Raw genomic sequence first — 22,846 nt, 5'->3', positions numbered from 1 at the left:
CTAGAGGGTGGTCCAGCCGGTGAGGACGACCTGCCCGCCGTCGCTTCGGAAGAAGAGCCGGAAAGCGCCGGCGGGTTTGGGCCGCACCGCGAACCACCCGTCCTGGTCGACCGGCACGGTCGTGGTCGCGCCGTCGCGGGAGCGGATCTCCAGCTCGCCGGCTCGCGGTGGCGCGACCTGGCCGTGCAACGCGTCGGGATCGACCTCGATCCCGATGGTGGTCTCCCGCCCGGAAAACGTCAGCGAGCGGACGGAAAGCGGCTCGGCACGCGCTCCCGCGAGTTCGGGCGTGGCCGCCGAGTCGTGGGTCAGCATCGCCAGTTCCGTGTCGAGGGCGTGCCATTCGAAAGCCGTCTTCGCCGCGTCGAGGAACCAGTCCGGCACGTCCTCGGCTTCCCGCAGCGCCGCGCCCAGATCGGCCAGCAGTTCCTCGTCGTCGTGCTCCGCCATGCCGGTCACCCTTCCGGGGATTCCGCGAACGGCGCCATCGGCGCGCTGCGGCGGAGCGTGTCGAGACACCGCTTCCGGGTGGGGCCGATCCCGCCGATCCGGATGTCCAGCTGGTGCGAGACCTCGGTGTACGAAGAAGGCGGATCTCGGAACAACAAGGCGAGCAGTCGCCGGCACCGTTCGGGCAACCCGGCGAACGCCTGCCGGAGCGCGATGTTCCGCTCCTGCCGCAGCAGTTCCGCGTCGGCCTCCGGACTCCCTTCGTCGGGAAAGCGGTCGTCCGCGCCCACGAGGATCTGCGTCCCGTGGCCCCGCAGCACGCGGAGGCACTCCCGGCCGGCGACCGTGGCCAGCCAGCCGGGCAGTGCCGCCGGATCGCGGAGGTTTCCCAGGCCCTCGACCAAGCGGAGCCAGACGTTCGCGCCGGCCTCTTCGGCGTCCGCGCGGGAAAGCCGGTGCCGCCGGCACACCGACCACACCAGCGGCGCGTACCGCTCGACCAGCGCGTCCCACGCGCGCTGGTCGCCGTCACGCGCCCGCTTCACGAGCGCGACCACCTCCGGATCGTCCCGCATGCCGGTCCCGTCAGGCCGGCCGGTAGGGCGTCGCGTACTTCCCGTGGATCACGTTCTGCAGCGCGACGGCCGGATCGAATCCCTTTCTCAGTTCCTCGGCGACCAGTCCGCTGACCCGGGCCGCCGCGAACGACGTCCCGCTGATGATCGCGTAGCCGCCGAAGTCGAGCGACCCGCGGGACAGCCGGACTTCACCTTGGAGGTAGAGCCCCTGAACGTCGACGCCGTCCGACGTCACGTCGACCCAGTCGCGGTCCATGCTGAAGGAGGCGCCCGTGGCGCCGACCGCCACCACTTCCGTCATCGCGGCGGGCCAGATCGCCAGCGGCGGGCTCGGCCGGTGCCCCCGGTTCCCGGCGGCGGCCACGATCACGAGCTTGTCGAACTTCTTCCGCACCACCTGGATCGCGCGCCGCAGCGCGAGCGGCGGCTGCGCGTCCTCGGTCGTCGTCCCGAACGAAAGGTTGAGCACCCGGATCTCCGGCTCGTCCTCGGCGGTGAAGGCCGCGATCTTCTTCGCGGTCTCCCACACCGTGTTCCGTCCGGTGCCGCCGTCCAGCCCGGCCTTGACGACGATGTGCGCGTCCGGGGCGAACTGGTGGATGATGCCGGTGACGAACGTCGAATGCCCCTGCCAGGCACCGAAGGTGCCGTCCTGGTCGGGGGTGGAAACGGCGTCGGTCTCGACGAGTTCCTCGGTGAAGAACGGATGCATGTACAGCGGGGTGTCGACGACGCCGACGCGGATGTCGCCCTGCACGTGCCCGACCGGTGCCAGTTCCGACGGCGCCGCCATCGGGCGCGGGTCACCGTAGTTCTTGTGCTGGGGGTACCCGATGAAGGTGTCCCGGTTCTTGCCCAGCAACGGAACCACGCCGATCTCGGCGCCGGACCAGGTCCGGAGATCGTAGAGCAGCACGTCCAGATCGGTGAAATCACGGTCGTTGCGCCGCTGGAGCGTTTCGATCTCGTTCCAGTACCTGCGCCGGGTGTCGGCCGCGTAACCCGGCAGATTGTCGAGATTCCGGATCAAAGCCAGCCGGAGTAGATCATCCTTATCGTATGCTGATTCCTTACCCCAGACTCCCAGCTTTTCGAGTTGGGTTTTCACCGTCTCCACGCTGTCGATGTCGACGATCAGTTCGCTCGGTTCCGTCATGATCGGACCTTTCTGCTGCGTAGGTTGCTTACGCCTGACGGAGCAGCCTGCCGCACGTTTGATTCCAGCATCGGAAAAACAGTTCCCGGTACCGCCAAGAAGGGGCATGATTTCAGGCATGGAACCGACGGCCGCGCGGGAACAGGCGCTGGCGGCGTTGCGCCGCGCCGACGCCGATGCCGGGCGTGCGGTGCCGTTCGCCGAGCGTGCCGTTCGCCGTGCGGCCGCCGACCGGGACGACGCCGCGGCGTCGATCGCCGAGCGGGCCTGGGGTCGCGCGGTCCTGCAGTGCGGAGACGTGGAGAGCGCGATCCGGCACCTCAGGCGTTCGATCGTCCTGGCCGACCGGGCCGGGGCCGCCGACCTGGCGGGCGAGACGCGGATCCCGCTGGCCGCGGCGCTGGTGCAGCGGGGCCGGGCCGAGGCGGCGCTGAGCGAGATCGACACCGCGATCCGGCAGCTCGAGGCCGGCGGGCGCGCCCGGGCGCGGGCCCAGCGCGCGGACCTGCTGCACCAGATCGGCCGGCTCGCGGCGGCGGAGGCCGAGTACGACGTGGCGATCCCGTCGCTGCGCCGCTCGGGTGACGACCTCAACCTGCAGCGCGCGCTGGTCAACCGCGGGATCTTCGACACCGAACGGCACGCTTTCGCGGCCGCCGAGGAGAATCTCCGCGAAGCCGACGGCCTGGCCCGGGCACTGGGCCGCGGACTGGCGGTCGGCATCATCGCCGAGAACCTCGGCTTCCTCGAAACCCTGCGCGGCGACGTGCCCGCCGCACTGGCCCACCTCGGCCGGGCCGAGCGCATCATCGGCGAGCTCGGCGGCCAGCTGGGGCCCGTCTACTCGGATCAGGCGGAGTTGCTGCTGTCGGTCGGCGCCCGCGTCGAGGCGGCGGACGCGGCCCGGCAAGCGGTGCTCGCGTTCGAACGCGACCGCCGCCGGCTGCTCGTGCCCGGAGCGCGGCTCCTCCTGGCCCAGGCCGCGTACCTCGGCCAGGACTGGCCGACAGCGCGCGAGCAGGCCCGCCGGGCCTACCGGGAGTTCACCCGGCAGGACCGGCGCGAGTGGGCCGAACTGGCGCGGTTGGCCACCCTCAAGATCCAGCTCGCGTCGGCCGGCCGGGCGCGGGTGCCCGCGCACCGGGTCGCGACCATGGTCGACGTCCTGACGTCGGCCGGCTGGCCGGCCGCGGCGCTGGAAGCCCGCCTCGTGGCCGCCCGGCTCTCGGCGGACCGCGGCGACCGCGTGCGAAGTGACGGGTACTTGCGGGCGGCGGGCGCGGCGACCCGCGCCGGACCGGCGGCACTGCGCGCTCGTGCCTGGTACGCCCGGGCGGTCCGCGCTTGGCGCGCGGGGGACGGTCCCGCGGCCACCCGCGCGGTCCGGGCCGGGCTGGGCATCCTCGACGAGCACGCCACCTCGCTCGGTGCGACCGACCTGCGGGCGCGGTCCGCCGCGCACCGCACCGAACTGAGCGAGCTCGGCCTCCGCGTCGCGCTGCGCTCCGGCCGTCCGGGGCAGGTCTTCGAGTGGGCGGAACGCGGCCGGGCGACCCGGCTCGCCGCGCGGCCCCTGCGGCCGCCCGAAGATCCGGAGCTCGGCGCGCTGCTCGCGGAACTCCGGTCGACTTTGCGGGAGGCCGGTGTTCCCGGCGGCGCGACGCCGAAGACGCGTGCCCGGCAAACCGCGCTCGAACGGCGGATCCGCGATCGGGCCCGGCTCACCCCCGGTGTCGTGGATCGGCACCGCGTCCGCCCGGTCAAGCCCGCGGACCTCGATCCCGGGGACGCCGCGCTGGTGGAATTCGTGCAGCTGAACGGGACGCTGCACGCCGTGACCCTGGTCGGCGGGCGGCTCCGGCTGCGATTCCTCGGCGCGAGCGACCAGGTCGCCGGCCTGGTGGACCGGGTCACGTTCGCGCTGCGCCGGCTGGCCGGCCGGGCCGGCGGCGCCGCGGCCCAGGCGGCCGCGCTCGGCTTGCTGAACCACGCCGGCGACGAACTCGACCGCGTCCTGCTGCGGGCCCTGCCCGAACTCGGCGACCGGCCGCTGATCCTCGTGCCGACCGGCGCGTTGCACAGCGTGCCGTGGTCGGCGCTGCCGTCGTGCTCGGGGCGTCCGGTGACCGTGTCCCCGTCGGCGACGTTGTGGCGGTCGGCAGCCGGGCACCGCGGCGCAGGGCCCGGGGTGGTCGGCGTCGCGGCGGGCCCGGGATTGGCCGGCGCGCGCGAAGAGGCACTCGCGGTGGCGGCCCTGCACGGAACGACGGCGCTGGTCGGTGACGCGGCGACCGTGGACGCGGTCCTGAAGGCGGTCGCTGCTTCCGATCTGCTGCACCTGGCCGCACACGGAAGGCTCGCGGTGGACCAGCCTCTGTTGTCCGACCTGAGGCTCCACGACGGCCCCTTGGTCGTGCACGACCTCGAGCGGCTCGACCGGGCGGCGCGGACGGTGGTCCTGGCGTCCTGCGACAGCGGCCGGTCGGTCGTGTGCACGGGCGACGAACTCCTCGGCCTCAGCGCGACTTTCGTCGCCCTCGGCACGGCTCAGCTCGTCGCTTCGGTGGTGCCGGTGCCCGACGCGGAGACGATGCCGCTGATGACCGCGTTCCACGCTCGCCTGGTGGCCGGCCGGTCACCGGCCGCCGCCCTCGCCGAAGCCCAGGAGTCGGTGCGGGGGAATGGGACCGAATGGCTCGTCGCCACGGCGGGGTTCAGCTGTTTCGGTGCCGGGCATTGATCGAGTGCCACCTGGTCCGTCCGCATGAATTCCGCTGGCCGGTCGAATGGATTTGTAACGTCAGGTGGTGCCGGGCGACTCTCGGCGGGAACGTCCTGGAACGAATTCGTATCCCGGTTGTACCCGACGTTTTCCGGGTGTGGCCGGTGAGCAATTTTCTTCGAGGTGATGCCGGTATGGCAGTGATCGCGGTGCGGATCCACCCGGCGATCGGGATAGCGCGGGTCGGCGACAGCGAAAAGGCGTATTTCATCGGGCCGGAGAGAAGCCGGGACCTGGCCGTTCCCGACGGGGGCCGGTATCGCGACAGTGCCGGCCGGATCAAGCGGCAGGCGGCGCGTTTCCGGGTGTTCGCCCACCACGACGACGGGCGGGTCGTGGAACTGACCTCGGCCGATGCCGACATCGAGTGGACGGTGCACCTCGCCAACCGCAAGGCCGTCGCGTCGAAGCTCGACGGCCGGGGCGGCAAACGGGGGAAGGAACGCAACGCCCACGTCCTGCCTCCGGCCAGGAACGGCCTGATCATCGATTCCGGTCCGCGCGCCGTGTCCGGTCGCGACCGCGCCGACGTCTCGCTCGACGGCACGTTCACCGTGGTCGGCCAACCCGCGGTCGCGGTGCGCCTGGGCGATGCGTCGACCGACCGGGACGGCAGGCTCGTCGTGAAAGGCGGCCGGGGGAAGGCAGGTTCTCCGTCGGACCACCCGCTCGACGACTCGGGCGACGTGGACGAGTGGTACGACGACGTCTCGGACGGGCCCGTCTCGGCGACCGTCCGGATCGGCGGGACGGAGATGCAAGCCGAGCGGGCCTGGGTGATCGTCTGCCCGCCGTCGTTCGCGCCGGCCGTCGGCAACGTGGTCCGCCTTTGGGACGCGCTCTTCGACGCGCTCGCCGGCGACGCCGCGAAGGCCCTCCGCCCTTCGTACGTGCGCGACATCTACCCGATCCTCCAGGCCGCGAACGACATCGGCGCGGTCAACTCGGCCGCCCGCGGCCGGCACCGGTTCCGGCACCCCGTGACCGCCGCCAAGGCACTGGCCGACATCCGGCGGCGGGTCACCACCGGCGGGGCCGGGCACATGCCGAAGCTGACCGACGACGACGGCCGGGGCAACGAGCTGTTCCTGACCGGCACCCAGCTCGAGGTGATCCGGAGGTGGGCGGCGGGAGACTTCACCGATGACTGGCCCACGGGTGCGAGTTCGCCGCCGTTCGTCCCGGACGTCACCCCGGAGGGACTGGACCGGGCCGCGCTCGAGAACTGTGTCGGCGGAGCGCTCGGACCGGGCATCGAGGCCGGCAAGTTCCTGCTGGACAAGAGGAACTTCGTCGGTGACCTGCTCCGCGGTGAGCACCCGTCGTTCCGGCTGGGACCGGACGTCGAGCCGGGCGCGGTGACGGCCGGCCTGTCGGTGCCGTGGCAGGGCGACCTCCACTACTGCCGTGGCTGGTGGGCGGAGGTCCCGGAGCAGGTCATGCCCTTCGACGCGCCACCTGGAGCGGACCCGGTCGAATGGGCGCGGGGTGCGGAGGAGCTGGAGGGCTTCGTCGGCGGGCGATGGGCGGGACTGGGGTTCGTCACCCGGCGAGGCGACCAACTCGTGGAAACCGAACGCGTGCTGTGACCCGGTTCGACGTGGTGGTGCTCGGTGGCGGCCCGGCCGGCACCGCCACGGCGCTGCGGCTGGCGCGAGGCGGTGCGAAAGTCGCGTTGTACGAGCCGTCCCGTTACGTGCGGATGCGCTTGGGCGAGACGCTGGCCTCGTCCGTCGCGCCCTTGCTCCGCGAGCTCGGTGCCTGGGACGCGTTCGTCGCCCTCGGCTCGCTGCCGTCGTTCCGCACTTCCAGTGCGTGGGGTTCCGGCGCCGTGGCGGTCCGGCCGTCGTTGCTCGACGCTTACGGTCACGGGTGGCACGTCGACCGCGTGCGCTTCGACCGGATGCTCGCCGACGCCGCCGCCGAGGCCGGCGTCGCCGTGCTGAACCACGCCGTGGCCGGGGTGGACCGCGTTGCCGGCGGCTTCCGGGTGACGGCGGCCGTGCCCACGCACGCGGCGTCCATCGTGGACGCGACCGGGCGCGCGGCACGGTTCTCCACGCGCTCGGGTGCTCACCGCGACCGGTTCGACCGGCTGGTCTGCGTTGCCCGAGTCGCCGCGCTGACGCCGGGCGCCGACGTCGGGGACACCTTCGTGGAGGCCGTCGAACACGGCTGGTGGTACGCGTCCCCGATGCCGGGCCGCCGCCGCGTCATCGCCTGCTTCACCGAACCGTCGGTCGCCGCCCGGGCCCGGCTCGTGACCCGCCCGGGCTGGGCCGCGGCGCTGGCGGCCACGACGCACCTGCGACGGATCGCCGAAACGCCGTACGCGGGTGACCCCGTGGTGGTGGCCGTCGGCGGTCACGTGCTGAGGCCGTGCGCGGGGCCGGGCTGGCTCGCGGTCGGCGACGCGGCGCTGGCGGTGGATCCGCTTTCCGGGAGCGGGGTGCCGTTCGCCCTGCGCTCGGCGGGACGGGCCGCGGAGGTCCTGCTCGGCGGGGACGCGGCGGACTACCAGCGGTTCGTGAACGGCTTCGCCGTCTCTTACCGCGAGACCTACAACCGGATCTACCGCGCGGAAACGCGGTTTTCGCACGCCCCCTTCTGGCGAGCCCGGCAAAGAGGAGCCGGCCGCGTATCAGGACAGCGGGTTCCCGCACCGGATGGGTGACCAGTTCGGACACCGGAGATCAGTGGAGGAGTGACGATGTCGGTGGAGGAGAAGGAACACACCGAGTCCGCGGAGCCGTCGGCCGGCGCGCGGAACCGGCCGGACGGCTGTTCCGGCTGCGGCGGCGGGTGCGAAGAGCGGACCCCGCGCGAGTGCCGCGGTCCGCGGCCCGTCCCGTGGCTGCCCTACGACCGTGCCCAGTACTTCTACGAGGGGCGCGTGTTCACCCTCGGACGCTTCGACCAGGGAGTGCTGCAGATCAGGGTGACCTACCAGCACAGGCTGAGCCTGGTGGGGCGCCAGCAAGGCCCGTTGCTGTACACGGTCACCCTGCTGCCGGGTGAAACGGTCGAGGTGTACGAGTTCGACCGGTACCGCCGCGTGCGTGCCGCGGAGGAGCGCCTTTCGGTGCACTCGTCGTTCCGGCAGACGATGAGCGCCCTGTCGCAGACCAGCAGGTTCTCCTCGGCGTCGGCCTACACCGACAGCCTCGTGGACATCCGCACGCACGCCGACACTTCGGTGTCCGCGGGCGGCGGCCTCGCCGGGTTCTTCGGCGCCCCCGAGGTGCGCGGCGAATTCGGCGTCGCGACGGAGACGACCGTGGCCAGCGGCGCTTCGGTGGCGACCGCTTCGTCGCAGTTCACCCGGAACGCGATCACCGCGGCGCAGTCGACCGAGGCGGAACGCTCGGTCGTGGTGTCGACGTTCGACGAGGCGGAGACCCAGAACACGACGCGGCGGACACTGCGGAACCTGAACCCGTGCCACGCGGTGACGTACTACGTCCGGCGGGTGATGGAGGTGTATACCGCCTCGACCCGGGTCGAATCGATCGAGTGGCGGATCGGCGACACGCCGTGGCGGTCTGCCGACGACCGGAACGCCGAAGCCGAGCGGGGCATGAAGGAATTCGGTGCCGCGCTGCCGCAGCCGGCCGACGAGGCCACGGATGCCCGGCAGGTGACCTTGCCGACCGACGGCACCCTGTACGAAGCCGAGCTGGCGCACTGTTCGTCGTGCGACCCCGTGCGCGAAGCCCAGCTGCGCGTGGAAACCGAAAAGTTCCGCATCGAGAACCGGCGGAACTGCGTGGAGGTCGAGCTGCTCGGCCACGGCGCGGAGCCGGTCGCCGGCGAAGGCACCACCGCGGACAGCACCGAGGAGCCGGGATAGCCGACGGGAACGGGCCTGCCACCCGAGCGAGGTCGATCGCGGGTGGCAGGCCCGCAAATCCTGTCTCATGCTCCGAGGCCCGAAGCCGGGCCGCGCCCTCAGCGGTTCACCGCGCCGACCTCCTCCTGCACCCGCGTCCGCAGCGTGCTCTCCGCCGACAGTCGCGTTTGGACGGACGCCGCACCCCGGACCGGCCCGGCTACCGGGTACACGCGGTCCTCGCCCGGCAGCGGGACACCCGGGCAGGTCGTGCTGGCGGGGCGGGAGTTCTTGGTGAGGAATACGTTCACCAGCCCGTCGACGCACGGGTTGCCCGCCAGGGCGTACTGCCCGTGGAACGGCGAGTCGTCGACCGACACCAGCGGCACCCGCGCCGCGCGCACCGCCGCGGACGCCTGCTCGTAGCCGGTCTGCGGGTCGAATTCGCCCTGCACCACCAGGATGTTCGACGCCACCGACGCGGGGACGTCCGGGAGTTCGTGCTGCGGCGCGTCCGACCAGAAGCCGCACGTCTCGCCGAGGCCGTACGCCCAGCCGAACAGCGGGTAGCGCGGACCCTGCCGGTCGCTGAGCCGCTGGTACCAGGCCGCCGAGCGGGTGGGCTGGTCGCCGCACGCGACGGCGTAGCGGGTCCCGGGCGCCTGCGTGTAGTCCGGTGCCGCCGCGGCCACCACGGCCGGGGTCACGGCGGCGGCCGGCACGCCGAACGCCTTGCGGGACACGGTGTCCAGCGCGCCGGCCAGCGCCGGCGGAGTGGTCGTGGTGCCGTCGAGCGCGGCCGCGCCGCCGAGGAAGACCGCCGCGCCGAGCAGCCACTGCAGCTCGCTGCCGTTGCCGACGAAGATCCCGTCGTAGGTGTCGGGCGAGACGCCTTGGCTGCCGTAGTACGCCCGGACGCGTTCCCACTTCGCCTTCACCTCGGCGGCCGTCGAGCCGAGCTGCTCCGCGAAGTTCCGCACGAGCCACGGCACGTAGACGTCGTCGAACTGGCGCTGGTCGATCACCGGGAACGCCTCGAAGTCCGCCTGCAGCCTGCCTTCGAAGTTCACGCTGGAGTCGAGCACGGTCTTGCCGGTGTGCTCCGGGAACAGCGACGCGTACTTCGCGCCGAGCCAGGTGCCGTAGGAGTAACCGAGGTAGTTCAGCTTCCCGTCGCCCAGCAGCGCGCGGATCAGGTCCATGTCGTGCGCGGTCTGCCAGGTCGTGACGTACGGCGCGAGCGCGTCGCTCTGGCACGCCTCGGCGGTGGCCCGGGGGCGCTTCCGGTGGTCGGCGACGCTCGCCGCCGACCGGTCGCGGGCGTCGAGCGGGCCCGGTGGCAGCCGCCCGGCCGGGACCTGGCACTGGAAGCCCTTGTCGTCGGTGCCCGCGTGGCCCGTGCCGCGCGGGTCCATGCCGACGAAGTCGTACAGCTGGTGCACCGACGGCTCCAGCGCGGCGAGCGGGCCGGCGAGCGTGCTGCCCTGACCGCCGGGCCCGCCGGGGTTGAGCAGGAGCGCGCCCTGCCGTTCGCCGGTGGCCGCGGCGCGGCTGATCTGCACCGTCAGGTCGGTGCCCGCGGCCGGGTTCGCCCAGTCGCGCGGCACGGTGACCAGCGCGCACTGCGTCGGCGCGTCGCCGGCGCCCGGCTTGAACGGGCAGTCGCCCCACTGGAGCTGCTGGCTCGTGTACGGCGTGAGCGGGTCCGCGGCCGCGGCGGGCACGGCCGCCGCGAAGAGGACGGCCGTCGCGGCCGCCAGTCCGGTCCGGGAGATGCGCACCAGGGAGTCCTTTCGTCGCCGGGTGGTGCGCCCGAGCCTGGCCCGGCGCCCGGCGGCGGTGATCAACCCGGAGGACGAACTCGCCGTCGCCGCCTCGGCCCTGGGTATGAGCCCGGCTCAACGCGCGCCCCGGCGCCGGGGTCGGGATCATGGGTGCATGACCCGTCCGGGAATCGGCGTCGTCGGGCGCCGCCTGGTGCAGTTCCTGCTCGACGAGCTGCTCGTCTTCCTGCCGATGCTGCTGCTCGCGATCGCCGTGGTCTGGTTGTTCCACCCGCACGGCCCGGGCCTGCTGACGTTCCTGAAGGTCGTCCTCTACACGATGCTGGTGCTGGACTTCCTCGGCCTGGTGTTCGTCAACGTGTGGTGGCCCTACCGGCACGGCGGGCAGACCCCGGCGATGCGCTGGCTGCGCCTGCGGATCCGGACCCTCGACGGCGGCCACCCGACGCTGGGCGCGTTCTTCGTCCGCGACCTGCTGATGGTGGTCGACGGGTTCGCGTGGGGGCTGGCCGGCATCGTGGTGATGCTGGTGTCGCGCCGGCGGCAGCGGTTCGGCGACATCGTCGCGCGCACGGTCGTCGAGCGCGTGCCGAAGCTAGCGGACGAGCCCGCTTTCCCACGCCCAGATGGCGATTTCGGTGCGGTTGCGCGCCCCGAGCTTGCGCTTGACGGAGCCGATGTGGGTTTTGACCGTGGGCAGCGAAACCACGAGTGAGCGGCAGATCTCGTCGTTCGTCGCGCCGCGCGCCACGGCTTGGACGACGTCCAGTTCCCGGGGCGTCAGCGGGGTTTCCGGCGAGGGCCGGGACACCCCGCGCGTGAAGTGCGCGAGCAGCCGGGTCGTGATGGCGGGGGAGACGAGCGCCTCGCCGTGGGCCGCCGCGTGCACGGCTTCGATCAGCAGGTTCGGCCCGGCGTCCTTGAGCAGGAACCCGCACGCCCCGGCGCGCAACGCGGCGTGCACGTTCTCGTCGAGCCCGAACGTCGTCACCATCACCACGTGCAGCGGGTCCGGGACGTCCGGGCCCGCCAGCAGTTCCGTCGCGCGCAGCCCGTCCACGCCGGGCATCCGGATGTCCATCAGCGTGACGTCGGGGCGCAGCTCGCGGGCCAGCCGCACGGCCTGGTCGCCGTCGGCGGCCTCGCCGACCACCTCGATGTCCGGCTCGCCTTCGAGGATCAGCCGGAACCCCGCGCGGACCATCGCCTGGTCGTCGGCGATCAGCACTCGCGTCGGCAACCCGCTCTCCCCTCCCGCGGCGGTCAGCCCGGCCGCAGCGGCAGCCGCGCGAGCACGCGCCAGCGCCGGCCTTCCGCCGGTCCCGCGTGCACCGTACCGCCCACCGCCGCGACCCGTTCGGCCATCCCGAGCAGGCCGTAGCCGCCGCGGCGCGCGGGCCGGGCGACGCCGTCGTTGACCACCTCGACGCGCAGCTCGCCGGGGGGTTCGTGGTGGACGAGCACGCGGACCTCCGCGGCGTCGGGTGCGTGCCGCCGGACGTTGGTGAGCGACTCGGTGAGCAGCCGGTGCGCGGTGGTCACGACCTCCGGCTCGACGGCGAGCTCGCCGAGGCCGGGGCTGACGTCGAGGTGGATGCGGTCGTCGTCGGGCACCGCGCGGTCCACGGCGGTGGCGAGGTCGGCGGGCGGCACGAAGAGGTCCTCGTCGCCGGTCCGCAGCGCGCCGACGAGCCGGCGCATCGCGGAAAGCGCCGTGGCGCCCGCGGTTTCCAGCTCGGCGAACGTCGCGGTGTCACCGCCGGTGCGCTCGGCGACCCGGTGCGCGGCCTGGACGCGCACGACGATGCCGGTGATCTGGTGCGCCACCAGGTCGTGCAGCTCCCGGGCCAGCCGGAGCCGTTCGGCGGAGCGAAGTTCGAGGACGTCGACGCGGTGGCGGACGTCGGCGTCGCGCAGCACCAGCCCGCCGGCCAGCGCGCCGCCCCAGACGACCGCGGCGCCGGCGGCGTAGAGCGCGGCGGGGGAGCCGGTGCCGTAGCGCAGGATCGGGGCGAGCGTCGCCGCGCAGCCGCCGAGCACGGCCTGGACGGTGGCCGCCCGCGGGGACAGGCGGTGGCAGGAGGCGCCGACCAGCAACGCGATCGCGAGCGTCTCGGCCGCGCCCGGCTGCGGCGCGAGCCGGGTGCCCGCGACGGCCAGCGCCGCCGCGATCACCGAGCCCAGCAGCGAAAGCCCGGAGACGGCGGTGGCCAGCCCGGCGACGTGATCGGGGAACCGCCGGCGCAGCACGGCCAGCACCGCGACGACCGGGCCGACGCCCGGCGCGAACTCGATCGCGACGGTCGTGAGCCCACCCTGGCCCGGCACGGCCCGGGCCGCGAAGACCATGTCGAGCACCACGAGGACGCCGAGCACGGCCGCCTCGGCCACCAGCGGGCCGCGGCGGCCGGTCCACGGGATCCGGTCGGTCACCTGCCCGATGGTGCCGCACCCGGCGGCCCGGCGCTCCGTTCACGCCCGGAGTTCGTACCTGGGTACGAGACGGCGGCGGAATCTCCTACCGCCGGTTGATCGATTGCCGGCCCGGTCCCGCGAGGCTGGTGAGCATGAACCGATTTCCCACGCGAGAGGACGAGGCGGTGGCCGGGGACCGGCCCGGGAAGATCGAAGGGCTGCCGGGCTGGTACTTCGTGCTCGTCGGGCTGCTGGTGGCGTCCAACGACCTCAGCCTGCAGTTCGGCGACCGGTACCACTGGGTCGTCTTCCTGCCGATCGCGCTCGTCGCGGTGCACCTGACGCTGTGGTTCACGCTGCTTTCGCGGCGCCGCAAGTACCTGCGCGCGGTCTGGCGCAGCAAGCAGGCCCTCGCGCTCGTCGCCGTGCTCTTCGCCCTGCGGCTGGGCCTCCAGTTCGGGCTGTCGAAGCTGACCGACAGCGCCGCGCCGCTGCACAGCTACACGCACCTGATCCTCGGCCTCGTGATGCTCGTGGTCACCACGGCCGGGGCCTGGTTCGACCAGTGGCTCATCCTGCGGGTGGTGAACCGGCGGGCGTGACGCTCGTCCCGCGCACCACGAGCCGGTGCGGGGCGACGATCGAGCGTGGCGGCCCCGGTTCGGCGGCCAGGCGGTCCAGCGCGAGTTCGGCGATCCGGTCCTTGTCCGGGGACACCGTGGTCAGGGCCGGGACGCTGAACCGGCCGTCCTCGATGTCGTCGAACCCCACCAGCGCCAGGTCGTCCGGGACGGCGACCCCGCGGTCGGCGGCCGCGCGCAGCGCGCCCAGGGCGAGCTCGTCGGTGAAGCAGAACACCGCGTCGGGCGGCTCGGCCCGGTCGAGCAGCTCCAGCATCGCGCGGTGGCCGTCGGCGCGGTGCAGCCGCCGGACGGGCACCGCCAGGTCCGCCTCGGCGGGCACGCCGGCGTCGGCGAGCGCCTGGCGGTACCCGGCGAGCCGCTGGCGGGCGGTCGCGTTGAGGGAGCGCGGCTGGATGCCCAGCGCGGCGATCCGCCGCCGGCCGCTCGCCAGCAGGTGCCCGGTGGCCTCGCGGGCGGCGGCGACGTTGTCGATGGCGACGTGGTCGACGCCCGCGGCGCCGTCGTGCTCGCCGAGCAGCACCAGCGGGACGGTGTCGGTGCGGGCGGCCAGTTCCGCGGGCGCCACCGCCCACGGGCTGAACAGCACGCCGTCGACCAGCTGGCTGCGCCGGCCGTGCAGCAGCTGCTTCTCGCGCTCGGCGTCCCCGTCGGTCTGGTCGATGAGGACGGTCAGGCCGCGGCGCTCGGCGATCCGGACGGTCCGCGCGGCCAGCTCGGCGAAGTACGGCGAGTCGATCTCCGGGACGACCAGGGCCACCAGCCCGGTCCGGCCGCGGCGCAGCGTCCGGGCGGCCATGTTCGGCCGGTAGCCCAGCGCGTCGATGCTCGCCTGCACCCGCTCGCGGGTCGCCGGGGCCACGTAGCGGAAGCCGTTGACCACGTTGGACACCGTCCGCACCGACACCCCGGCGTGCTCGGCCACGTCCCGCAGTTTCGGGTTCACGCCCGCAGCCTACCTCTTGCAACGTGGCATGCCACGTTGCAAACTGAAGTCGCCACGCCGTCGTGCCGCCTTGGAGGTCCCCATGACCACGAACCTGACCTCGCCGTTGAGCACCGCCGATGTCGAGTCCCTGACCGGCCGGCTGTACGAAGACGGCATCATCGGCCTGCCCGGGGCCTTCACCCGCGAGTGGGTGGCCCGCCTCGGCGAAGACATCGACGCGGCGTTCGCCGAGGCCCGCGCCCGGCCGGGCGGCGCCGTCGGCCGCGGCCCGAACCGCTTCTACGTCGAGATCCACCCGGAACAGCTGCGCGGCTTCGCCGACCTGGCGGCGCACCCGTGGATCACCGCCGTCGCCGAGTCCGTGCTCGGCCCGGAGTACCGGATCGTCGAGGTCGGCTTCGACGTCCCGCTCGCCGGCGCGGTCGACCAGCCGTGGCACCGCGACTTCCCGATGCCCGGGGAGACGGCCCGCCACCGCAGGCTGAACTCGCTCGCCGTCAACGTGACCGCCGTCGACACCGAGCCGGACATGGGCCCGTTCGAGATCGCGCCCGGCACGCACTGGGACGACGGGGCCGCGTTCGACCACGGCATGTTCCCGCCGCGCGAGGCCTACCCGCGCTACCGCGAGCTGGCCGTCCGCAAGTTCCCGCGGATGGGCGACATTTCGATCCGCTCGGCGTTGACGGTGCACCGCGGCACCGCGAACCACTCGGCGAAGTCACGCCCGGTCCTGGTGCTGGGCCTCGACGCGCCGGGCGCGGGCAACGACGAGCGCCACGACACCGCCGTGACGCGCGAGTTCTGGGCGTCCCTGCCGGACTCCGTGCGCGCGCACCTGGACTGCCCGATCGTCGAGACCCTCACGCCGATCACCCAGAAGCACACGATCGAGGGCCTGGTGATGGGCGAGGATTCCTGAATCGGATGTTTGCCGCCCCCGGCCCGGGGCACCAGAAAGCATGACCGAAGCAGGGATCACCGAAGTGTCGGGCCGGGCCGGGGTCGTCGCGGGGTTGCGCCGCGTGCTGCTGGCGTTCGGGGTCGGGGGCGCGCTCGCGTGTCTCGCCTGGATGGCGCTGTGGCTGGCGATGCACCTGTAGGAGCTAGAACTCGTCGGACTTCGTGAGTTCGTGCTCCAGCGAGTCCGCCCGGGCGACCACCGACTTGAGCGGCCGTTCGAACTCGTGCTCGATGCTGAGGTCCTCCAGCGGCACGGTGTGCTTGAGCAGCGCCACGCCGTCCACGACCGCCGCGCCGCCGACGGCCGAGGTGCCGGCCAGTTCGAGCAGGCGCCGCAGGTCGATCTTGTCGGCCCAGCCGACCGGTGAGGAGATTTCCACCCACGCGCCGCCGTGCAGCTCTTCCACGTGGTGCGCGGTCACCTGCTGCGTGCGGCCGTCCGGGCCCTCCAGGCGGAACCGGAGCCAGCCGTCGGTGTCCTCCAGGACCTCGTACCGCGTCCGGACATAGTTGATCACATCGGTCCAGGTGGTCACCCGCTCCGCCTCTCCCTCGAGCCTGCTGCGCGGTCGCAGCATCTCATGAGCCCCTGCCTCAGATGATCCCGGCTTCGATGAGCTGCGGCCAGATTTCACTCTGGTCGGCGACGGTCACGCCGTGCTTCTCGGCCTTCGTCAATTTCGCGGCGCCGACGTCGGCGCCGGTGATGAGCAGGTCGGTGCTCGCCGAGACCGAGGACGCGATGGTCGCGCCCGCCTTTTCGCACAGCCGCTGGAAGGTCGGCCGGGGAACCTTCTCCCCGGAACGCGGGTCGCTGATCGAGCCGGTGACCACCACCGTCTTGCCCGCCAGGGGAGCGCCGGCCGCGACGACCGGCGGCAGGTCCTCCTCGCGGACGTCCAGCGAGACGCCGCGCTCGCGCAGCCGCTCGAGCTCGGGCCGTAGCCGCGTGAGGTGCTCGATGAGCGAAGCGGCGACCTTCGGCCCGATGTCCTCGACGGCGACCAGCCCGTCCTCCCCGGCGGCGAGGACGTCTTCGAGGGAGCCGAACCCGGCCCGGCACAGGCGGGCGGCGGTCCCTTCGGACGCCATCGGGATGGCGAGCCCGATCAGCGCCCGGCGCAGCCCGACCGACCGGCTGCCGTCGATCGACTCGATCATGCGCGTGGCCGAGACCTCGCCGATGCGGTCGAACTCCAGCAGCCGTTCCTTGGTCAGCCGGTAGAAGTCCGACGGGTGTTCGAGGTCGCCGGATTCGGCCAGCCGCTCGATCCACACGCCGCCGATCGCGTCGATGTCCGCCGCGGCCCGCGACGCCCAGTGGATCAGCCGCCGCACGGTCTGCGCGGGGCAGGCGACGTTGGTGCAGAACAGTTCCCGGCTGTTGCCCTGCTCGGTCAGCGGCTGCCCGCACGACGGGCACGCGCTCGGCGGCACGATCTCCCGCTCGGCGCCGGTGCGCTTCGACGCGTCGAGCACGCCGGCCACGAACGGGATGACGTCCCCGGCCCGGCGCACGAGCACGGTGTCGCCGATCTTGATCCCGCGGGCCTTGATGACCTCCTGGTTGGCCAGCGTCGCGCGGGTGACCGTGGTGCCCCCGACGAACACCGGCTCCAGCCACGCCACCGGCGCGATCTTGCCGGTCTTGCCGACGTCCCAGCGGACGTCGGCCAGCACGGTGGTCTTCTCCTCGGCGGCGAACTTGAAGGCGAGCGCGCCGCGCGGCGAGCTCGAGCGGGTGCCGGCCGCGGCGTAGGCGTCCCGGTCGGCCAGGCGCAGGACCGCGCCGTCGAGGTCGTAGTCGAGGTCGTTGCGCCGCCGCTCGATCTCGCCGATCACCTCCTGCGCGGCGGCCGCGTCGCCGCAGCGGCGCATGTCGGCCGCGGTGAAGCCGAGCGTGTGCAGCGCGCCGCCGAGGTCGGTGTCCGCGCTGTCGGGATCGGTGTAGAGGTCGAAGGCGAAGAACTGCAGCCGCCGCTCGGCGACGGTGGCCGGGTCCTTGGCCCGCAGCGTGCCGGCTGCGGCGTTGCGCGGGTTGATCAGCGGTTTGTCCGGGTGGGCGGTGTTGTAGGCGGCGAAGGTGGAGCGCAGCATGACGGCCTCGCCGCGCACCTCGACCCGGCCGGGGGCGTCGAGCCGCTCCGGGATGCCGTCGGTCAGGGCCCGGACCAGCACGGTGACGTCGTCGCCGGTCGTGCCGTCCCCGCGGGTGACGGCCCGCTGCAGCCGGCCCTCCTCGTAGACGACGGCGAGCGAGAGGCCGTCCAGCTTCGGCATGACGACGACGGGCTGGCCGGGGAAGCGGTCGAAGAAGGCCTCGACCTGCTCGGGTTTGGTGGCCTTCTCCAGCGACAGCATGGGCCGCGAGTGCCGGATGGGGGCGTGCAGCACGGCGGGCGCGCCGACCTGGTCGAGCGGGTTGGGGTCCGGGGCCAGCTCCGCGTTCGCTTCGACGAGCCCCCGCAGCTCGTCTTCGATCGCGTCGTACTCGGCGTCCGCCACGACGGGCGAACCCCGGTAGTAGGCGTCGCGGAGGACCACGATGCGATCGGCGAGTTCCTGGATGCGTTCCCTGGGTTCCACGGACAGGACATTACCGGGCAGCACCGACAAAAACGTTCAGCCGTCGCCGAAGCGGCCGCCGATCTCCTCGATCTCCGGCAGGCCCACCAGGTTCGCGAAGTCCGTCAACCCCGGCAGGTCGCGGACCGCCCCGGCCGGGGTGCCGTCGGCGGCGATGCGGCCGAGGACCGCGCGCATCGCTTCCGTGGCCGCCAGCAGTGTCGAGATCGGACAGATGATCAGCCGGAACCCCAGCTCCCGCAGGCGGTCCCGGCCCAGCGGCGGCGTCTTGCCGCCCTCGGCCCAGTTGAACAGCAGCGGCACGCCGCGGAAGACCTCCGCCACCCTTTCGATCTCCGCTTCGGACTGCAGGGCCTCCACGAACAGCAGGTCCGCGCCGGCGTCGTGGTAGCGGCGGGCGCGGTCGATCGCCGCGTCGAGGCCCTCCACCGCGCGGGCGTCCGTGCGGGCGATCAGCACGAAGTCCGGGTCGTGGCGGGCGGCGACCGCCGCACGGACCCGGTCGGCCATCGTCGCGGCCGGGACCACGCGCTTGCCTTCGAGGTGGCCGCAGCGCTTCGGCGCCACCTGGTCCTCGAGGTGGATCGCCGCGACGCCGGCGGCTTCGTACTCGCGGACCGTGCGGATGACGTTCAGCGCGTTGCCGTAGCCGGTGTCGGCGTCGGCGATCACCGGCACCTCCACGGCCTGCCGGAGCCGGCCCGCCGCCTGCACCATCTCCGTCATGGTCAGCAGGCCGACGTCGGGCCGGCCGAGCAGCGACGCCGTCGTGCCGAAGCCGGTCATGTACACCGCCGGGAACCCCGCCGCCTCGACCAGCCGGGCGCTGAGCGCGTCGAACGCGCCCGGTGCCACGACCGGCTCGGCACCGGCCAGCAGCTCCCGCAGCCGTTTCGGTCCCGGCACCCGCGGATCCAGCAGCCCGGCCACGGCGATCACCTCCTCGCGGGGGCGTACCCGAGCTGCCCGGGGGCCAACCGCACCCGCTCGAACACGATCTTCTCGTACGGGCCCGCCGTGCCCGTCTCGTACAGCACGCCGAGCGTGGCGGGGTCGGCCTGGACCAGGTCGGAGTAGGCGGCGGGCCCGCTGGTGAGCGTGGGGCCCGCGCGCCAGGTGAGCCCGCGGTCGGTGCTCAGCCGCAGCCGCATGACCGCCCGCGTGGCGGGGTCGGCCGGGCCCGAGTAGACGAGCAGCCACGGGACGGTCGTCTGCAGGACGCTGCCCTCGACCTTCGGCCCGGACAGCGCCGGTTGCACCTGGTACGGCCGGACGAGCGTCTTCCCGCCGTCGAGGCTGTAGCCGTCGACGCGGTGTTCGGCGGCGGAGCCCTGGTTGCGGCTGGAGAAGTAGAGGGTGCCGTCGGGCAGTTCGGTCGCCGTCGTCTCGTTCGCGGCGACGACACCGTCGGTGCGGTCGTCGGTGAAGCCGATGTGCCACGTGCGGCCGTCGTCGTCGCTGTAGAGGTCGTGGCCGCCGTAGTACTTCGCCTCGGTGCCGACGTCGGGTGAGCCGGCCGCGGGGGAGCCGGAGTGGTTGGCGGGCACCACTATCCGGCCCGCGTGCGGGCCGTGGCGCAGCAGGGTGGCGTGCCCGGGGCCGGTGGCGTACCACCGCCAGCCGGGCAGCTTCGCGTCGGCGGTGACGTCCCGGGCTTTGCTCCACGTGCGTCCGTCGTCCCGGCTCCGCAGCACGAACACCCGCCGGGTGTCCTGCGCGGACGCCTGCCCGGACATGATCTGCTTCTCCGACACGAGTCCGTTGTGGACGGTCAGCAGGACGAGGTCGCCGTTCCGCGCGAGCACTGGTGTGGGGTTGCCGGCGGTGGCGTCGCCGTTGCTGTCCACGACGGAGAGCGGGCCCCAGGTGCAGCCGCCGTCGCGCGAGGTGCGGGCGACGGTCTGGATCGCGCCGGAGTCCCCGGCCGAGTCCCGCCGCCCTTCGGCGAAGGCGACGAGAGAGCCATCGGCGGCCCGGACGACCGCGGGGATCCGGAACGTGTCGTAGCCCTCGGTGCCGGAGGTGAAGGGCACCGAGGAAGAACAGCCGGGAGCGGCGGTGGCGGCGGGGGTGAAGGGCAGGCCCATCGTGGCGGCGGCCAGCAGGATCGTGCCGAGTCTGCGCATCGGGGACACCGGGGTTCGACCTCCTCGTCGAGGTAGGACATGGGATGTCTGACGTCCTATGTCCGGAGAACCTAGGCAGCCGGTGCGCGATCGTCAAGGGGTGCGCTCGGCGCCTGGACGGCCGCGGCCGCGCGGTGGGGTGCTGCGCCCGGCTCGGCCGGTCGTGGCTGCGGGGTGGGAGCGGCCGGGATGACCGTCGGCGCTCGGGTCGCCGGCAAGGCCCGGCCGATGCCTACGCGGCTATCGCCGCCGCGCGGGGCACGGGCCGAAGTACCGGCACTCGACCAGCGCGCGCACGTCGTGCGCCCGGGCCCGCGGCTCCAGTTCCTCGGCCAACGCCGTGAGCCGCACGAGGTCCACGTGCCCCGTTCCGGTCAGCGGGAACAGCCGCTCCTTCGTGTCGTGCTTCGCGCACCCGCTGCCGCGCAGGTTGCCCGCCGGGAGGACGCCGAACACCACTTCGCCCTCGTCGCCGAAGGTGAAGTAGCACTGCAGGACCATCGGCGTCGTGTCGCCGACGTCGTTGGTCCGCTCGCCCCCGAAGCTGGCCGGGTACGACCAGCCCGCCGTGGCGTCGTCCAGGAACTTCACGTCGGCCGGGCCCGTGTCGCCGTCGAGCCGCCAGCCCCGGGCCAGCAGGTGGTCGTGCACCTCGAGCTGGCGGGCGATGAGCAGCGTCGCGGTCATGTCCCCAGTGTGGCCCACGCCGTCGTCCACGATCGGGTGACCTACCGATGGGGCTGGCCGCGGCGGCCCGGGACTGATAAGCCTCTGCGCGTGACGATGGACCTGCACAGCATCAACCCGTGGGAAGTGTCGTTCCTGCGCGAAGAGGTCGGCGGTTACTTCGCCCACGGCGTCGAGCTCGCGCCCGGCGCAACCGTCCTGGACGTCGGGGCCAACGTCGGCGTCTTCTCCGCGGCCGTCTACGAACGGCTGGACGGCGACGTGCGGATCTACGCCTTCGAACCGCTGCCGCCGCTGTTCGAGAAGCTGGCGCGCAACAGCGAGGACTTCTTCGCGGGCCGCGTGAAAGCGCTGCCCTTCGGGCTCGCGGCCGGCGAGGCCGAGCTCGACTTCAGCTACTTCCCCGGCGCGACGATCTTTTCGTCCTCGTTGCGCGACGAGGGCAACGTCGAGGCCGAGCGGCGCCGGGTCACGGCCAGCGTCGTCGAGATGATCCGCCGGGGCGGCCTGGGCCCGGCCGCCCGCCGCGTGCCGGCGCCCGTGCTGCGCGGGCTCGTCGGCCGCAAGCTGCGGGTGATGCGGGACCTGGAGACGCACCGCGTCCGCGTCCGGCCGCTGTCCCCGGTGCTCGACGAGGAGGGCATCGACCGCGTCGACCTGCTCAAGGTCGACGTCGAAGGCGCCGAGCTGGACGTGCTGCGGGGCATCGAGGACCGGCACTGGCCGCTGGTCCGCCAGGCGGTCGTGGAGGTGGAGCGGTGGACGGCGAACCGCGACCGCGTCCGGGAGGTGTTCACCGCCCGCGGCTTCACGGTCGAGGCCGTGCAGGACCCGGTCCAGGAGGCGGCCGACATCGGGATGGTGTTCGCGCTGCGGTGAGCGCTTGCCCTGACGCGAACGGCAATCCCTGGCGTCACGCGGCGTGGAGTACGGAATCGGCTACAGCACCCCCAACTTCGGCTCTGCCTGCCCGAGCACATCACCCTGTAGCCCGGCACGAAGATCGGGCCGGGGCGGCACGCCCCGGCACCCGGCCCGGCAAACGGTGGCCGGTTCACGCGTCGGTGGGGGAGCGGCTCCACACCAGCGCCGCGTGCCAGGCGGCGATCAGCGCTTCGTCGTCGGCGTAGCTCGGGCACGTCCCGACCGGGATCCACGCCTGCTCCACCGGTGCGCCGTCCTCGACCCGCAGCACCGTCACCCCCGCGTACTCCACGACTTCGCGGCCGTGCCCGGCGGGGACCGAAACCGCACGGGTGCCCAGCCGCAGCCGCACCTGCCGTTCGCCCGTCATCACCCCCGCTTTCCCCGTCATGCTCCACGGTGGTGTCGCGCACCGGCCGGGATCTGTAACAGGCCGGCGGACCCGGCTGCGGTGAACGGCAGGAATCGCCCGCCCAGTGGCGCCCGCACGACGAACGGATGCGTCCGTTCGTGCTAATTCGCGTGTGAGGCCACCGAGGACCGGTTATCTCGGTCTCGGGAGAATCCTTCTGGGGGAGGTGCCGAAGACGTGACGCCCGAGAGTTTCGAGTTCGCCGCCGAGGCGGTGCAGATCAGGCGGGTGCGGTCCTGGGTGCGCGAGCGCCTGGCCGCCGGGAACGTGCCGGCCGGGGTCGCGGCGGACGTCGTGCTGATCACCGGCGAGCTGGCGACCAACGCGGTCCGGCACGCCACCGGGCCCTTGCGCGCGCTGCTGATCTGCGGGGACGCCGCGGTCTGGATCGGGGTGGAGGACGCCGGCGGGTCGGCGTGGTTCGACCCGGTCGCGCCCGACGCCGCGCCGGCGGGGACCGGGCTCACCCTGGTCGCCGCGGCTTCCGGCCGCCGCGGGTTCTTCCACCGCGGCGACGGCGGCAAGACGGTCTGGGCGGAGATCCCGCTCGCGTCCTGAGCCCGC

23 protein-coding genes are annotated in these 22,846 nt (G+C 73.2%); 10 read left to right on the top strand and 13 right to left on the bottom strand.

Translation table 11 applies throughout. The features are described 5' to 3' along the window. Genes ACWEVP_RS27365 through ACWEVP_RS27355 form a run of 3 tightly spaced genes read right to left on the bottom strand, consistent with a single transcriptional unit; the run spans position 1 to position 2,304 of the window. Positions 1-450 (bottom strand): hypothetical protein, encoded by a 450-nt coding sequence (locus ACWEVP_RS27365; protein ID WP_452065413.1) that lies wholly within the window; start codon positions 448-450, stop codon positions 1-3. 5 nt (positions 451-455) lie between these two features. Further along, positions 456-1,025: an RNA polymerase sigma factor gene (locus tag ACWEVP_RS27360; protein WP_452065412.1), complete on the bottom strand. Its 570-nt coding sequence runs from the start codon at positions 1,023-1,025 to the stop codon at positions 456-458. A 10-nt stretch (positions 1,026-1,035) separates the two neighbouring features. Further along, positions 1,036-2,304, bottom strand: a complete 1,269-nt coding sequence (locus tag ACWEVP_RS27355) for a S8 family peptidase (RefSeq protein WP_452065411.1) — start codon at positions 2,302-2,304, stop codon at positions 1,036-1,038. Here ACWEVP_RS27355 and ACWEVP_RS27350 point away from each other — a divergent pair. The 4 genes from ACWEVP_RS27350 to ACWEVP_RS27335 all read left to right on the top strand — a co-directional run bounded on the left by ACWEVP_RS27350 (position 2,303) and on the right by ACWEVP_RS27335 (position 8,816). Next, positions 2,303-4,924 carry a CHAT domain-containing protein gene (locus ACWEVP_RS27350; protein WP_452065410.1) on the top strand — a complete coding sequence of 874 codons (2,622 nt, stop codon included), beginning with the start codon at positions 2,303-2,305 and terminating at the stop codon, positions 4,922-4,924. The genes ACWEVP_RS27355 and ACWEVP_RS27350 overlap by 2 nt on opposite strands. Before the next feature lie 176 nt (positions 4,925-5,100). Continuing rightward, complete coding sequence (locus tag ACWEVP_RS27345; RefSeq protein ID WP_452065409.1) at positions 5,101-6,555, top strand: LodA/GoxA family CTQ-dependent oxidase; 1,455 nt, start codon at positions 5,101-5,103, stop codon at positions 6,553-6,555. Beyond that, positions 6,552-7,640: an NAD(P)/FAD-dependent oxidoreductase gene (locus ACWEVP_RS27340; RefSeq protein WP_452065408.1), complete on the top strand. Its 1,089-nt coding sequence runs from the start codon at positions 6,552-6,554 to the stop codon at positions 7,638-7,640. Before ACWEVP_RS27345 ends, ACWEVP_RS27340 begins: the two co-directional genes overlap by 4 nt. Positions 7,641-7,676: 36 nt before the next feature. Continuing rightward, positions 7,677-8,816: a hypothetical protein gene (locus ACWEVP_RS27335; RefSeq protein WP_452065407.1), complete on the top strand. Its 1,140-nt coding sequence runs from the start codon at positions 7,677-7,679 to the stop codon at positions 8,814-8,816. Between the two features lie 98 nt (positions 8,817-8,914). Here the strand turns inward: ACWEVP_RS27335 and ACWEVP_RS27330 are convergent, their stop codons facing one another. After that, positions 8,915-10,576 carry an alpha/beta fold hydrolase gene (locus ACWEVP_RS27330; RefSeq protein ID WP_452065406.1) on the bottom strand — a complete coding sequence of 554 codons (1,662 nt, stop codon included), beginning with the start codon at positions 10,574-10,576 and terminating at the stop codon, positions 8,915-8,917. A 22-nt stretch (positions 10,577-10,598) separates the two neighbouring features. Here ACWEVP_RS27330 and ACWEVP_RS27325 point away from each other — a divergent pair, with 22 nt between their 5' ends. Continuing rightward, complete coding sequence (locus tag ACWEVP_RS27325) at positions 10,599-11,294, top strand: RDD family protein (protein WP_452065405.1); 696 nt, start codon at positions 10,599-10,601, stop codon at positions 11,292-11,294. Here ACWEVP_RS27325 and ACWEVP_RS27320 read toward each other — a convergent pair. Next, entirely contained in the window at positions 11,175-11,819 is a 645-nt protein-coding gene (locus tag ACWEVP_RS27320) for a response regulator (RefSeq protein WP_452065404.1), read from the bottom strand. The two genes, ACWEVP_RS27325 and ACWEVP_RS27320, sit on opposite strands and share 120 nt — an antisense overlap. Positions 11,820-11,842: 23 nt before the next feature. Next, positions 11,843-13,012, bottom strand: a complete 1,170-nt coding sequence (locus ACWEVP_RS27315; protein WP_452065403.1) for a sensor histidine kinase — start codon at positions 13,010-13,012, stop codon at positions 11,843-11,845. A gap of 134 nt (positions 13,013-13,146) precedes the next feature. Between ACWEVP_RS27315 and ACWEVP_RS27310 the strand changes: the two genes are divergently transcribed. Next, positions 13,147-13,596, top strand: a complete 450-nt coding sequence (locus tag ACWEVP_RS27310) for a hypothetical protein (RefSeq protein WP_452065402.1) — start codon at positions 13,147-13,149, stop codon at positions 13,594-13,596. Here ACWEVP_RS27310 and ACWEVP_RS27305 read toward each other — a convergent pair. Then, positions 13,565-14,581: a LacI family DNA-binding transcriptional regulator gene (locus ACWEVP_RS27305; RefSeq protein ID WP_452065401.1), complete on the bottom strand. Its 1,017-nt coding sequence runs from the start codon at positions 14,579-14,581 to the stop codon at positions 13,565-13,567. The genes ACWEVP_RS27310 and ACWEVP_RS27305 overlap by 32 nt on opposite strands. Before the next feature lie 82 nt (positions 14,582-14,663). On the opposite strand from ACWEVP_RS27305, the gene ACWEVP_RS27300 reads away from it, so the two are divergent. Together ACWEVP_RS27300 and ACWEVP_RS27295 are read left to right on the top strand one after the other, a co-directional pair. Continuing rightward, positions 14,664-15,506 (top strand): phytanoyl-CoA dioxygenase family protein, encoded by an 843-nt coding sequence (locus ACWEVP_RS27300; protein ID WP_452065400.1) that lies wholly within the window; start codon positions 14,664-14,666, stop codon positions 15,504-15,506. 40 nt (positions 15,507-15,546) lie between these two features. Further along, complete coding sequence (locus tag ACWEVP_RS27295; protein WP_364454200.1) at positions 15,547-15,687, top strand: hypothetical protein; 141 nt, start codon at positions 15,547-15,549, stop codon at positions 15,685-15,687. A gap of 3 nt (positions 15,688-15,690) precedes the next feature. On the opposite strand, the gene ACWEVP_RS27290 is transcribed toward ACWEVP_RS27295, so the two are convergent. The 5 genes from ACWEVP_RS27290 to ACWEVP_RS27270 form a co-directional block, all read right to left on the bottom strand. Next, complete coding sequence (locus ACWEVP_RS27290; RefSeq protein WP_452065399.1) at positions 15,691-16,083, bottom strand: hypothetical protein; 393 nt, start codon at positions 16,081-16,083, stop codon at positions 15,691-15,693. Positions 16,084-16,141: 58 nt separating this feature from the next. Continuing rightward, positions 16,142-18,133, bottom strand: a complete 1,992-nt coding sequence (ligA, locus tag ACWEVP_RS27285; protein WP_452065398.1) for an NAD-dependent DNA ligase LigA — start codon at positions 18,131-18,133, stop codon at positions 16,142-16,144. Positions 18,134-18,169: 36 nt separating this feature from the next. Then, positions 18,170-19,063, bottom strand: coding sequence for an isocitrate lyase/PEP mutase family protein (locus ACWEVP_RS27280; protein ID WP_452065397.1), 894 nt, complete (start codon positions 19,061-19,063; stop codon positions 18,170-18,172). Between the two features lie 5 nt (positions 19,064-19,068). Further along, positions 19,069-20,259: a sialidase family protein gene (locus ACWEVP_RS27275; RefSeq protein ID WP_452065396.1), complete on the bottom strand. Its 1,191-nt coding sequence runs from the start codon at positions 20,257-20,259 to the stop codon at positions 19,069-19,071. A gap of 240 nt (positions 20,260-20,499) precedes the next feature. Further along, positions 20,500-20,946, bottom strand: a complete 447-nt coding sequence (locus tag ACWEVP_RS27270; protein WP_452065395.1) for a hypothetical protein — start codon at positions 20,944-20,946, stop codon at positions 20,500-20,502. 96 nt (positions 20,947-21,042) lie between these two features. Here ACWEVP_RS27270 and ACWEVP_RS27265 point away from each other — a divergent pair, with 96 nt between their 5' ends. Next, entirely contained in the window at positions 21,043-21,825 is a 783-nt protein-coding gene (locus tag ACWEVP_RS27265) for an FkbM family methyltransferase (protein ID WP_452065602.1), read from the top strand. 175 nt (positions 21,826-22,000) lie between these two features. Here ACWEVP_RS27265 and ACWEVP_RS27260 read toward each other — a convergent pair whose 3' ends face one another. Beyond that, positions 22,001-22,240: a hypothetical protein gene (locus ACWEVP_RS27260; RefSeq protein ID WP_452065394.1), complete on the bottom strand. Its 240-nt coding sequence runs from the start codon at positions 22,238-22,240 to the stop codon at positions 22,001-22,003. A gap of 219 nt (positions 22,241-22,459) precedes the next feature. Between ACWEVP_RS27260 and ACWEVP_RS27255 the strand changes: the two genes are divergently transcribed. Beyond that, positions 22,460-22,840 (top strand): ATP-binding protein, encoded by a 381-nt coding sequence (locus ACWEVP_RS27255; protein WP_452065393.1) that lies wholly within the window; start codon positions 22,460-22,462, stop codon positions 22,838-22,840. The last annotated feature ends 6 nt before the right edge of the window (positions 22,841-22,846 follow it).

It is taken from the genome of Amycolatopsis sp. NPDC003865 (assembly GCF_053605345.1).
The sequence above is the reverse complement of the archived record's forward strand: the minus strand, read 5'-3'. Positions and strand labels throughout refer to the sequence as shown.

Coding starts and splice junctions, on each gene's coding strand:
- ACWEVP_RS27365 (WP_452065413.1), bottom strand. CDS start 450: ATGGCGGAGCACGACGACGAGGAACTGCTGGCCGATCTGGGCGCGGCG.
- ACWEVP_RS27360 (WP_452065412.1), bottom strand. CDS start 1,025: ATGCGGGACGATCCGGAGGTGGTCGCGCTCGTGAAGCGGGCGCGTGAC.
- ACWEVP_RS27350 (WP_452065410.1), top strand. CDS start 2,303: ATGGAACCGACGGCCGCGCGGGAACAGGCGCTGGCGGCGTTGCGCCGC.
- ACWEVP_RS27355 (WP_452065411.1), bottom strand. CDS start 2,304: ATGCCTGAAATCATGCCCCTTCTTGGCGGTACCGGGAACTGTTTTTCC.
- ACWEVP_RS27345 (WP_452065409.1), top strand. CDS start 5,101: ATGGCAGTGATCGCGGTGCGGATCCACCCGGCGATCGGGATAGCGCGG.
- ACWEVP_RS27335 (WP_452065407.1), top strand. CDS start 7,677: ATGTCGGTGGAGGAGAAGGAACACACCGAGTCCGCGGAGCCGTCGGCC.
- ACWEVP_RS27310 (WP_452065402.1), top strand. CDS start 13,147: ATGAACCGATTTCCCACGCGAGAGGACGAGGCGGTGGCCGGGGACCGG.
- ACWEVP_RS27300 (WP_452065400.1), top strand. CDS start 14,664: ATGACCACGAACCTGACCTCGCCGTTGAGCACCGCCGATGTCGAGTCC.
- ACWEVP_RS27295 (WP_364454200.1), top strand. CDS start 15,547: ATGACCGAAGCAGGGATCACCGAAGTGTCGGGCCGGGCCGGGGTCGTC.
- ACWEVP_RS27275 (WP_452065396.1), bottom strand. CDS start 20,259: ATGCGCAGACTCGGCACGATCCTGCTGGCCGCCGCCACGATGGGCCTG.
- ACWEVP_RS27270 (WP_452065395.1), bottom strand. CDS start 20,946: ATGACCGCGACGCTGCTCATCGCCCGCCAGCTCGAGGTGCACGACCAC.
- ACWEVP_RS27265 (WP_452065602.1), top strand. CDS start 21,043: ATGGACCTGCACAGCATCAACCCGTGGGAAGTGTCGTTCCTGCGCGAA.
- ACWEVP_RS27260 (WP_452065394.1), bottom strand. CDS start 22,240: ATGACGGGCGAACGGCAGGTGCGGCTGCGGCTGGGCACCCGTGCGGTT.